Raw genomic sequence first — 13517 nt, 5'->3', positions numbered from 1 at the left:
AAACTTATATTTTTCAATTTTTTTGTGTTAATAACAATAAAAAGCTCCTTATTCTAAAGAACTATCTTGATTATAACTAATTAATTTATCTTTTTTTAAAAAAAAGATAAATTACTATTATATGTTTATATAATAAAAATTTATCACAAAAATTATTTTTCAGTTCTGGGTTTCATATGTGGAAATAATAATACATCTTTAATACTATTTTGACCAGTTATTAACATAACCAAACGATCAATACCAATGCCCAATCCACCTGTTGGTGGCATACCATACTCCAATGCTTCAACAAAGTCTAAATCCATAGTTGCTGCTTCATCATTACCACTTTTTTTTTCTTTGACTTGCTCTTCAAAACGATTATATTGTTGCAAAGAATCATTTAGTTCCGAATAAGCATTTGCATATTCTCTACCAGCAATAAATAATTCAAAACGATCAGTAAACTCTTTACTATTTTTATTTAATTTAGCAAGTGGTGAAATTTCAATTGGATAATCAAAAATAAAAGTAGGTTGAATTAAAGTTTCTTCAACAAAAGATTCAAAAAATAAATTAATAATATGACCAGTACTATTATAATGATCTGGAATATGAAGTTTATAATTTTTTGCAAGTTTTAATATAAGTTTAAATGTTTTATTTTTTTCAATATTTCTAATATTATCATCTTCAATATTATGATATTTTAAAATCATATCACTAATTTCTTGGAAAATTTTAGTAAACTCTTCATCTTTGATCATAGCTTTTTTAATTGAATCAATCATACTAATTTTTTTTCATGACTTTTCAAAATTTAATATATTTTCATCATATTCTAATGTTAATTTATTATGCACTATATTAATTAAATGTTTTATACAAGACTCTGTTAAATCCATCATATATTTCATATCTTGATAGGCAACATAAATTTCAATAGTTGTAAATTCTGGATTATGTTTTTTACTCATACCTTCATTACGAAATAATCTACCAATTTCATAAACTTTTTCAAAACCACCAACTATTAATCTTTTTAAATGTAATTCAGTAGCAATTCGTAAATATAAATCGGTTTTTAATGTATTATGATGAGTAATAAAAGGTTTAGCGGCAGCACCACCATATACTTCTTGTAAAATAGGTGTTTCAACTTCTAAATAACCTTTATTATTTAAAAAACTTCTTAATTCATTAATAATTTGTGTACGTTGTAAAAATGTTTTTTTAGTTTCTTGATTCATAATTAAATCTACATATCTTCGTCGATAACGTTCTTCAATATCTGTTAAACCATGAAATTTATCTGGTAAAGGTCTAAGTGCTTTTGATAACATTACAATATCATAGACTTGAACTGTTAGTTCTCCTTTATTGGTTTTCATAACTTTACCTTTAATACCAAAAAAATCGCCTAAATCTGCATATTCTGCAAATCATTCAAAATTTTTTTGATTAACATATTCTGGTTTTAAATAAATTTGAAATTTACCTGTTTGATCTTGCAAATGAGCAAAGATTGAAGCCTTTCCCATTTCTCTTTTTGTCATTAATCTACCTGCCATTTTAATTTGATCATTAGGTAAATTAGCAACAAATTTTGCTAACTCTTCTTTATTTTTATTTCTAAATTTGCTATTTAAAGTTTCACAATTATAATTTCTTTCTCAATTACGCCCATAAATATCATAATTTTGCTTATATAAATCTTGTATTTTTTGATATCTTAATGCTTCTTGCTCTGTCAAAATACGTCCATTAATTTCAAGTTTAGTTTCTTTCATTGTTTTCATCCTTTGTATTTAAAATAAGTATTTAAAATAAAAAAAATAAATTAAATAAGATTGTTTAGGTTTATACATAATGATATCAATTTTCAATACCAAATTCTACTGTCAACAATTAATTTTAAATTTTATAATAAAACCCTTATATTTATAATAAGGATTAAAGTTTAATTTAAATATTTCTACTAATAGATATCTATAAAAATTAGAGATAATTTATTAAACATTTTTTATTTTCTAAATATTAATTTTGTATAAAATATGTTTTGCTAAAATATCACTTTTATTTATTTTTGGATGATAAAATTCTTTTTTTTTTCATACCTATTCGTTTCATTACATTTTCTGATTTAATATTTAATATACTAGTAAAACTATAAATTTCAGTTAATTTTAAATTGTTTTTTGCATATTTTAAACATTCTTTAGCTGTTTCTGTTGCTATTCCTTGACCTCAAACACTTTTTTTAAAACGCCAACCAATTTCAATACATGGTCTAAAATCAACAATAAAATCAATTTCGCTAAAACCAATAAAACCAATAAATTTATTGTCTTTTTTAAATTCAACAGCATAAAAACCAAATCCATTATTATTTAAATTATTTTTAATTTTCAAAAAATATTTTTCTGTATCATCTTTTGATAATGTACTAGAAAAATATTTCATGACATCTTTATCAGAATTTAATAAAACAAGTTCATCTAAATCACTATCTTTTCACTGTCTAATTTTTAATCTAGGGGTTTCAAAAAATATCATATTTTTACTCCTTTGTTATGATATTTTTTCTATTAACAATTTGTTAGTTTATTTAATTAATAATATTAACTTCAATTTATTTCACTTGGTTTCATTGGTTTTTCATTATTCTTTACACTAATAATTTTACCATTTTTAACGTTAATAACAGTATTTGCAACATATTGGAAGTTAGGATTATGAGTAACCATAATAATTGATGTTTTATATTTTTGATTAACATCCAATAAAATTTCTAACACCTTACGCCCCATTTCCTCATCAAGTGCTCCTGTTGGCTCATCACAAAATAAAATTGTCGGATTTTTTGCTAGTGCTCTACCAATCGATACTCTTTGTTGTTGTCCACCTGATAATTGACTTGGAAACTTATTCATATGTTCATCCATTTCAATAACTTGAAAAATATCATCAATACTCATATTTTTATTTTTAGCAAGATTTTCACCAACTTCAGCATTTTCACGAGCAGTTAAGTTAGTTAATAAATTGTATTGTTGAAAAATAAAACCAACATTATCTCGTCTAAATTTAGTTAAATGACTATCTTTTAATAAAGATAAATTATATCCTGCCACAAAAACATCACCTGTATTAGGTTTATCCAATCCCGAAATAATATTTAATAATGTTGTCTTACCACTTCCCGATGGTCCTAAGATAACAACAAAATCACCTAATTTAATTTTTAAATTAACTCCTTTTAATACTTCATATTCTAAGTCTCCAGTTAAGTAAGATTTTTTAACATCAAATAATTCAATAACATTAGTTTGAGTATCAGGATTATTATTAGTCATTGATATAATTTTACCTGCTAAAATTTCTTTTGAATGAGTTTTTGTTAATTTTTTAATTGCTTTTTGATTATCTTTAAAAGCTTGCAATTTAGCTTTATTAGCTTCTATTTCTTCCTTTGATTCTGGTTTATCATGAGATTTATGAGTTACTGGTGGTATTGTACCTTCGATTTTAGATACTGACTTCTTTGTAAAACTAGATTCTAACTTATTTTTAGTTACTTGTTTACTTCCAATGTCTTTATCATCTTTTTTAATTTCCTTATTATCTTTTTTCATAATCATTTCTCCTTTTTAATTCCATGCTTTTATAAATAACACAATCATTTTATCAATTACTTTATCTTATTTATATAGAAATGCTTAAAAAATATTTTAACTTCCTTGTAATAAAGCTGTTACTGGTTTGTATTTAATTAAATATAAGCCAACAGCATAACCAATAACCATTATTAAAAATACCATTCCAAAACAAGATAAAATTGTAACTAGATTAGCAGCCACATTAAAAACAACGCCTGCTTTAGTTGCAATAATTAAAGTAATAATATTTCACACAACATAAGAAATAATAGTACCTAAAATAAAAGCAACCAATAAAGCAATAATATAGGAGCCAATAATCAATCTGTTAATTTCATTTACACGATAACCCAAAGATTTCATCATTGCAATAATTAATAAATTATTATCTAAAATCATATTAACAATAATTACCAATACAAAAGCTACAGCAAATAATGTTAAAATTTTTGTAATATTTATAATTGTTCTAATTCCATCAAATATTTCAACTAATAATCTTTTAACTAAATCATTAATAAAAGGTATTTTATTAATAGGTTCTAAATTTTTTGCTAATATTTGTTCTTTAGTATATTCTGCAGATGGTTGCAAAATATTTATATAATTTAATGAAAAAATATTGCTCTCTTTAGATAATCAATGATTAAAAGAATCTGATATTGGTTTTGGATCTTCTGACGGGGAAGGTTTTATTAATCCAATAGATGTTCGTAAATCATCAAGATTAATATAAACATTCGAATTGTCTAAATTATTTTCAATAATTCCTTTAACTTGATAAATTACTGGAATTGTATAATTATATCAACTTGCTAACATTAAAAAGTGATCATCAATTTTATAATCATTTAAAATTGATAATGTTTTTGAAATAACTGCTGGTAAAATATAAGCTGTAGTTGTTATATTTTGTCCTTGATTATCAGTATAAGTAACTTTTTGTGCTTGTAAATTATGAGAATTATTAAAAATAGGATCAATATCACGATTTTTTGCTTCTTTAAAGTTAAATCAATTTTTTCAAACTAAATCTTGATATGGATCATTATAAAGTCCTGTTGCTTTATTTTTTTTTGCGAGCATGCGGGCTTGATTATGTCCTTTTCATTCATTAGGAGGTCTTAAATTTATTTCAATAGTTGGATAATACTTATTATTATAAATATTTAAACCTAAACTAATACCAGGCAACGGGTTTATTTTTGGATTAATACCTGTATTTGTTAAAATATAATTAAATATTTGATGAATATTTTGACAAATAATTTCCATTAATGGTTCAGGTAGTATCTTTTTTGGATTAATAAAATCTTCACAATCAGATTTAGTCTTAGTTTTTTGATAAAGGATATTAATTTCTTCGCTATTCATAAAATAATCTTTAAAATTATTATTAATAATAACACTTTCAATTTTTTTAGCTTTACTATCATTATCAATATGAAAATCATCAGCTACTCATTGATGATATTTATTAGTACCGGTTTCTTTATCTTTCGCAATATCTTTTTCTGAAACTCAATCAAAAACCTGCTTATCAATACTTAAATTAGAATCATTAGTATATGTATACATTGATGAAGTTGATGTATTTCATTTAACATCTTTATTGTAATATCCATATAAATTGTTTATTTTATTATCAAATAAATCAGTAGCTGAACTTTGAAATAGTAATAAAAAACTAACAAAAATAAAAGTAAAAAATACTAAAAATAGTTTTCCAACCGATTTTAGAGTGAAAGCAATTGCTAAACGTTGTTTAAATGGTCAATAACGAAAGGGGTATTTTAAAACTGAAATTAGTTTAGAACTTGAATTACTTGGTCTATCATAAATTAATAATAATGGACTAACGCGTAATTTTGTTTCCGATTGTATATAACTAATTACTATAAAAATAATAGGAATAATTATTAAACTTACAATAAATACTATCCAACTAAAAAATAGTATTGGTAATGGCATAAAAAACCCAATGTTATTTAACAAATTAAATCATATTTGTAATCCTAGACCAATACCTAAACCAATAATACTAGAAATGAATGTTATCAAAAATATTAAAATTACAAAACTAATAGCAATTTGAAAATTACTATAACCAAGAGCTTTTAATAATCCTATCTGTGGTTTTTGTAAATCAATTTCTTTTCTAACATATGACATAATGATAAAAATAATAACTAATAATACTACAAGAGTAATTGCCGTAAACATTATATTTTCCATTTTAAAACTCTCTAAAATTTGTCCTGAACGAATATTTTCACTATCACTGCTAATAATTGAACCAAAACTAAAACTAAAACTTTTAATTAAAAGTTCTTCTAACTTACTAACAAAATAACTATCGTTATTGTTAACTCTTAATAAAAATATATTATTTAAATTAGTTCTAAATGTAGAATCTTTTATTAAATTATTAAACCATTGATTTGACATATAAACAGGACTTGTATTTTCAGATGTCGGATTAGGATTTGTTGCAGTACAACTACCAGTAATTCCCCAATAAGCATAGCCAAAACCAACAACTTTTAACATATCATCTTTATCAATAACTGTTATATAATCATTTATTTTAATATTATTAATACGTGCAAATTCAGGATTGATCACTACTTCTAATGGATTAATAGGTTTAATACCTTCGGAAATATAAACTTCATTAATATTATTTCTTTTTGGAGCAAAATCAAAAGATTCACTTTTTTCTGAAGTATTAAATCCATTTTCTAATGAATAATAAATTTTTTTAAGAGAAATAACGTTTTCATAATCAAAAGTTTTAAAAAATGATTTAGCAAGTTCATAATGTTGCAAATTATAAATTTCATCATTTTTAACTTCGTTTTCTAAAATATCATTAAATAATATTCCTTGATAACTTAATCCTCAGTTTAACAAATAATTTTCAAAATCTTTATTAATTTCTACTCCCGAAGGAAGGGTAGGAAAACTATTATTTCTAAGATTATTTTCTTTAATTTCATCTATCTGTGCATAAATTTCTGATTCATGTAGATGACCTTCAAATTGTTTTTTGATAATTGTTTGGATTCTTGATGTTGCAGTAGCAGTATCTTTATAATTACTTAATAATTGTAAATTAATACGATAGTCATATTTACCACTATTGTTTAATACTGTATAAAAACCCGATTCAGCTCTTGATGCTGTACTATAAAGCGCAGAAAGAGTAGAAATTACAATAACTAATAGTATTATAATACCTAAATATTGTAATAATCTTTTCTTGATTCCTCTTAAAACATTAACAAAAAGATTGCTCATTATAACTCCAATATTCTTATACAACTTAAAAACTGTTAATAGTATAATTTTATCATAATAAAATAATGCTAATTATATTTGAACTATATTAAAAAAAATTTTAATATTATTATTAACTTCTAAACTTATTTACTTAACTACTTTTTTTACATTTTTCTAAAATTGCAATTTTATTAAGGTCAGCAATACCAACATAAGGTAAGTTTCTCAATTTTTCATCGTAATCAAGACCATATCCCACTAAAAAATGATCAGGAACTTCAAAACCATATCAATCAGCTTCAATTTTAGCAATTCTTTTACATTTCTTATCTAATAGAGTAATTATTTTTACCGATTTTGCTCCAAGTTCTTGCAAATGATCACGAATTTTAAATAACGAATTACCTGAATCAATAATATCTTCAACAATTAATAAATCACGACCCTTAACATTATTAATAACATCCATTCTTATTTTTGGTTTATTTACCGCCTTTGTTTGTCCTAAATATGACTCTACATACATAAAATCAACCAAACAATCAATCTTAAGATTTAACATAAATTGTGATAAAAAAGGTAAACATCCTCTTAATATCCCTACTAAAATAATGGGCTCTTTATTATCTTTATAATAACTATTAACTGATTTTGCAAGTTCAATAATTTTATTATTAATTACATCAGTACTTAATAATATTTTTTCTACTAATTCATGTTTTTCCAACATTGTTTTTCTCCTTATTACTTTTTATATTATATTTACCAAATAAAAAAAGAAAATAAAACAAAACTTACACATTATTGAAAATATTAAAATAGTAAGTTTTGTTTTTTATTATAATAATTTAATTATTTCTTCTTAGGAACAACTGATATTGTATCATCATCAGTCCCTGAATTATTATCTTCCTTTTTATTATTTGATTCATTATCCTCTTTGGAAGGATTTTTACTATTTTTTTGCATTTCTTTTTGCATTTCTATTACTTCAATTGGTAATTTATTATATTTATCAATATATTCTATTTGTTCAGCAGTAATTGTTTCTAAAGTCATTAATGATTTAGCAATTAATTCTAATGTATCTTTATGTTTTTTAATTGTTGCTACTGCTTCAATATAACAAACATCTAATAATTTTTTAATTTCTCCATCAATTTTAGATGCAATATCATCAGAAAACTTATTTGCTGCAAAAGGTGAATACTCATTACGTGGACTTTCAAATTGAACTAATCCTAATTCAGATGACATTCCATATTCAGTTATCATTTTTCTGGCAATATTTGTTGCTTTTTCTAAATCATCATGAGCACCAGTAGTAATATTTGCATTACCAAACATAATTTCTTCTGAAGCGCGACCACCTAAATAACCAGTAATAGTTGCTCTTAAATGTACTTTTGAATAAAACATAGTATCTTCTTTAGGAGTCATAATAGTATATCCACCTGCTTGTCCACGTGGTATTATTGTAACTTTTTGAACTTTAGAAGCATATTCTAGTTTTAAACCAATAAGAGCATGTCCAGCTTCGTGATATGATACTATTTTTTTATCCATATCAGTAATTACTCTTGAAGTTTTAGCAGGTCCACCAACAACTCTATCAATAGCTTCATCAATTTCTACTAAACCAATAACTGTTTTATTATGACGAACAGTTAACAACGTTGCTTCATTTAATACATTTTCTAATTGTGCACCACTAAATCCTGGCGTTCTCTCTGCTATTCTTTGAAAATTAACTTTTGGTGAAATATTTTTATTACGAGCATGTAATCGTAAAATTGCTTCACGTTCTTTAATATCAGGTCAACTAAAAGAAATTTGACGATCAAATCTACCTGGACGTAATAACGCTTCATCAAGTACATCAGCACGGTTAGTGGCAGCCATAATAATAACTCCCAAGTTAGTTTCAAATCCATCCATTTCAACTAATAATTGGTTTAAAGTTTGTTCATTAGTTGCAGTTGAAGCTGAGGCACGTTTTCTTCCTACTGCATCAATTTCATCAATAAAAATAATACAAGGAGCACTTTTTTTAGCAGTAGTAAACATTTCTCTAATTCTTGAAGCTCCAACTCCAACAAAAACTTCTTCAAATTCAGAACCAGAAATTGAAAAGAAAGGAACACCTGCTTCACCAGCAACTGCTTTTGCTAATAAAGTCTTACCAGTACCAGGCGGTCCTACAAGAAGAACTCCTTTTGGCACTCTTGCACCCATTTGTGCATATTTTTGTGGAAACTTTAAAAAATGAACAACTTCTTCTAATTCCAATTTTTCTTCTTTAATACCAGCAACATCAGTAAATCTAGTATCTGATGTTCTAATCTTAGCACGACTTTTTCCCATTGAAAAAGGACTCATGCCACCACCGGCACCCATTTTATTCATTTTAGAAAATAATCAAAATGAACCACCAACTAATACTAATATTGGAAACATACTAATTAAAAATGTTTTTCAAAACGGAACTAATTCACTAATAATTGTGGGGTTAATATCAAAGCCTTTACCCTCTTTATCTTTTCTGAATAATTTTTCAATAACATCATGATAAAAACCACCTGTAGCAGTTCCAGAAACTGTCGCTTCAAATCGTTTTACCTTACCATTAATTCCTAAAAAACCTGTAATATAAGTAGTATGATCAAAAAATTGAACTTGTACTCCATCAATTTTACTAACAGTATCACTACTATTGCCAGGGAGTTTACCATCTCTAAGTAATGTTTCTAATTGAAATTGATCTAAAGTTAAAGCATTACCTCTTAAAAAATATCACAATAAAATTCCAACAAATACTAAAAAAGCAACGAATAGTGCAACAATCATTCAATTAATTTTAATTCGCGTTTGCATTATTTTTTCACCTACGTTTAATTTCTAATTTATTTTCTTAAATAATACCATAATATTTTAGCACATACAAATTAGGTTTCTCACTAATATTGTTTTTATTTACTGATAATTTTGGAATTGCCACTACTTTTCCGCTTGAATTTATGATTACTGGTCATATAAGACGTTCACGATATGGAATTTTATTATCAATAAATAAACGATTAATTTTTTTTGTACCAAATGGTGTTTCAATTTCTTCTTCACCATTATTAGTTCTAATTGTTAATGGAAAATCTGATTTATTAATATATAAAGGTTGAAATTCACCACCTGTTGGTTCAGTTTTAGAAATAGTAATTTCCTTAAAATTATAATTATTTATTTTAGAAATTTTATAACTAAATTGTTTTGGTTCATTTTTTTCACTAATATATACAAAATTATATTCTTTAATAACTCAAGTATTTTCAGAAATACAAATAGTAATATTTGGTTTACTAGATTTAGTTAAAACTCTAACTATTTCTTTAATTTTAGCCTTTTTTAAAGATAAAACTAATTCTTCATCATATTGGCTTAAAAATTCATAGATAATCATTTGTTGTAATTTAAATTCATATTTTTTAAATTCATTAATAGCAAGCACATCATCATTAATAATGGTATTATAAATTACTTCAAGTTCATCTTTCAGTAACTCTTGTTCACTATTTAATTCTTTAATTTCACTTAACATTAAATTAATATCAAAATCAGTAAGTTTATTAATTTGTTGTTGTCTAATTCGATTTCTTTCATAAATAATTAATTCATTTGTTTCATCAAATCCATATTTAATATGATACAAAGTTAAATAGTCAATAATATCTTCTTTTTTTAATTCTAACATTGGACGATAAACCGATAAAGATTTATATGTTGTTTTAAATTTTAATCCATAATAAGAAACTATTGCCTTGCGTTGTTTTTGAATAATATATGTTTCAAGTAAATCGTAAATATGATGTGCTACAACAAGATTATAAACTTGATATTTTTGAGCAATTTCATTAAAAAAATCATATCTAAGTACACGTGCTTGACTTTGAAAATTTTGTTTTTTATTGTATTCCTCTTCTTTAATATTTTTTACTTCTAAAGTTATTTTATTATTTGTACAATATTCTCGAACAATTTGCTCATCAACATTACTACTTCAACGTTTATGATAATTAACATGACAAACAATAATTTTAAACTCATTACGTACTAAATTATCTAATAAAAACATACTATCTGGACCACCTGATACAGCTAATAAGTAAGTTATTTTTTTATTAAGTTTATTTAATCAATTAATATTCATTTTAAACACCTAACCTTACACTTATATTAAGATTATTTATATCACTTTGCTATTTCATCAATATAAGTATTATTTTCATTATGACAAATCAATGGTGGCAAAACAATCATTCCTTCTTTCACTAAAAATCCTGCTTCAATTAAAAAAACATTGGCAGCCTGATTAATTTTAGGATAAACTATTTGTAATTTTTTAGGTGTAATTTGATATTTTTTTAATAAAAGCAGTGTTTCGTTTATTCTTTCTACACTATTTATCATAACCAATCGCCCTTTGTCTTTTAATAATTTACTTGCGCTAGCAATAATCTCCTCTAAATTAATATATACTTCATGTCTTGCTGGAATTTTTAAAGGTTGTACTTTTACTTTGCTTTTATCTCATAAAGGAAAAAAAGGAGGATTACATACAATTAAATCAACTTTTTCTTTTTCTCTTTGAGCATAAATTTTTATGTCTTCATGAACAATGACAATTCTTTTTTCTAAATTATTAAGTTTTATATTTTCTAAAGCAAGTTCAACAGCCGGCTCTTGAATTTCAATACCAATTACTTTTGCTTGAAATTTTGCCGCTAAAATTATTGGAATAACAGCATTATTAGTTCCAAAATCAATTATTGTTTTAGTACTGGGTTTTATTTTAATAAAATTACTTAATAAAATAGTATCCAAAGAAACACAAAACATATCTTTTCTTTGAATAAGCTTAATTTTTTTATCATCTTGATTTAAAATTAAAATTTTTTTTGTATTTTCCATAGTTTAATTATCACTTACCTTAATAAGAAAAGAATTTATTAATAAATTTAAGTTAACATTAAATTTTAATTTAGTAATTGTAAATGAAATTTGTTCTAAAATATAGGCTATGTTTTTAAAATTACTATTTTTTCATAAATTAACTAAACTTTCAATAAAAAAATTATTAAAATCATACTTTTTAAATAAAAGAAAAGTTAATTTATTAAAAACTACTAAATTAAAAAATCTAAAAAAGTAAATAATTTCTTCTTTTAAACTAATTATTTTTTTATTCAAAAGTTGATTGTTAACTTTTTTATCATTATCATTAATAATAAATTGTTTAATAATTTCAATATATTTTTTTAATTTAAGTTTACTGCTTTCATCTGTCAAAAAAGTAGTATTTGAAAATATTTTTAAAATTAATAATTGTTCATCATCATAATCGTTACTAACAAATATATCATTTTCTTTTGAACAATTTATCAATTGACAACGAGATTTAATAGTAGGGAGTATTTGATTAATATTAGTGGTAGTAAAAATTACATAAATATTTTTAGATAATTCTTCTAAAGTTTTAAGCATAACATTTGAAGCTGAAGTTGAAGAAAATTCAATTTGATTTATTAAATAAATTTTATTAGCATCTTTTTCTAAATTAGTTTTAGAAAAATCATTAATAATTTCTAAAACAATATTTTTATTCATAATATTATTTTTACTAAAATCAAATTTTTTAAAATCAAAATAACTATTAGTTTTAATTTTAAAACAATTTTGACACATATTTTCTTCAGTACATTTTTTTAATTGATTATTATTTTTACAAACAATTTTTTTTATTAACTTATTACTAACATTTATATTTAATATTTTATTTTTCGAATACAATAAAATTACCTGTGGAATATTTTCCATTGCAAAAATAGAAAAATTTTCTGATTCTTCATTTTCAAATAAAATTACATTATTTTTCTTCATTAGATCCTCTAATTTTATTTTTTTTTTCTTTAAAACCTTTTTCTTCAACTAAATTTATGATTAGTTCATAAACACTATTAAAAACTTTTTTTTCTGATAAATTAGCATTTATTGTATGAACACGATTTGGATTACTAATAGCAATTTTTTTATAACCATTATATACTTTTTGATGAAATTCTAATGTTTCTTCATCTAATCTATTCAATTTTTCACCTTTTCTTAATAAAATTCGTTGTAAACCTGTTTCTGGTTTAATATCAAATAAAACTGTCAAATCAGGTTGATAATCTTCAAAAATAAGTTTTTGAATAAAATTTATTTTATCAATATCTAAATTTCTAGCATAACCCTGATATGCTAAAGTTGAGTCAGAAAAACGATCAGAAATAATGATTTTATTACTGTTTTTATTTGGCAGAATTTTTTCAATTAAATGTTGTCTTCTAGCTGCAATATAAAGCAAAACTTCTGTTCATGGATCCATTAATGTATTTTCTTTATTTAAAATAACTTGTCTTATTTGTTCAGAAATTTCGCTACCACCTGGTTCTCTCGTAATAATAACATCAAAATCATCTTGTTTTAATTGTTCTTTAATCATTTTTAAAACTGTAGTTTTACCTGCACCTTCTGGCCCTTCAAAGGTAATAAATAACATTT

10 protein-coding genes are annotated in these 13517 nt (G+C 23.7%); all 10 read right to left on the bottom strand.

The window, feature by feature from the left end:
* Positions 1-152 precede the first annotated feature (152 nt).
* Complete coding sequence (locus ACQH20_RS00105; protein ID WP_425377071.1) at positions 153-1772, bottom strand: lysine--tRNA ligase; 1620 nt, start codon at positions 1770-1772, stop codon at positions 153-155.
* 286 nt (positions 1773-2058) lie between these two features.
* Complete coding sequence (locus tag ACQH20_RS00100; protein WP_425377070.1) at positions 2059-2538, bottom strand: GNAT family N-acetyltransferase; 480 nt, start codon at positions 2536-2538, stop codon at positions 2059-2061.
* Between the two features lie 65 nt (positions 2539-2603).
* The gene (locus tag ACQH20_RS00095; RefSeq protein ID WP_425377069.1) at positions 2604-3617 is read right to left on the bottom strand and encodes an ABC transporter ATP-binding protein; all 1014 of its coding nucleotides are present in this window, start codon (positions 3615-3617) and stop codon (positions 2604-2606) included.
* A gap of 96 nt (positions 3618-3713) precedes the next feature.
* Positions 3714-6941, bottom strand: a complete 3228-nt coding sequence (locus ACQH20_RS00090) for an FtsX-like permease family protein (RefSeq protein WP_425377068.1) — start codon at positions 6939-6941, stop codon at positions 3714-3716.
* 133 nt (positions 6942-7074) lie between these two features.
* Positions 7075-7653, bottom strand: a complete 579-nt coding sequence (hpt, locus tag ACQH20_RS00085) for a hypoxanthine phosphoribosyltransferase (RefSeq protein ID WP_425377067.1) — start codon at positions 7651-7653, stop codon at positions 7075-7077.
* 122 nt (positions 7654-7775) lie between these two features.
* Complete coding sequence (gene ftsH / locus ACQH20_RS00080; protein ID WP_425377066.1) at positions 7776-9797, bottom strand: ATP-dependent zinc metalloprotease FtsH; 2022 nt, start codon at positions 9795-9797, stop codon at positions 7776-7778.
* A gap of 37 nt (positions 9798-9834) precedes the next feature.
* Positions 9835-11124, bottom strand: coding sequence for a tRNA lysidine(34) synthetase TilS (gene tilS / locus ACQH20_RS00075; RefSeq protein WP_425377065.1), 1290 nt, complete (start codon positions 11122-11124; stop codon positions 9835-9837).
* Between the two features lie 32 nt (positions 11125-11156).
* Entirely contained in the window at positions 11157-11885 is a 729-nt protein-coding gene (locus tag ACQH20_RS00070) for a tRNA1(Val) (adenine(37)-N6)-methyltransferase (RefSeq protein WP_425377064.1), read from the bottom strand.
* Positions 11886-11888: 3 nt separating this feature from the next.
* Positions 11889-12854 (bottom strand): hypothetical protein, encoded by a 966-nt coding sequence (locus ACQH20_RS00065; protein ID WP_425377063.1) that lies wholly within the window; start codon positions 12852-12854, stop codon positions 11889-11891.
* On the bottom strand, positions 12841-13515 hold the full coding sequence (gene tmk, locus ACQH20_RS00060) for a dTMP kinase (RefSeq protein WP_425377062.1): 675 nt from the start codon (positions 13513-13515) through the stop codon (positions 12841-12843). The genes ACQH20_RS00065 and tmk overlap by 14 nt, the downstream gene beginning before the upstream one ends.
* Positions 13516-13517: the final 2 nt, after the last annotated feature.

Origin of the sequence: Spiroplasma endosymbiont of Aleiodes alternator, assembly GCF_964031135.1 — a bacterium.
In the GTDB taxonomy this organism is placed as follows: domain Bacteria; phylum Bacillota_I; class Bacilli_A; order Mycoplasmatales; family VBWQ01; genus Spiroplasma_E.
Note: the sequence above shows the minus strand (reverse complement) of the source record. Positions and strands in the feature narration are given on the sequence as shown.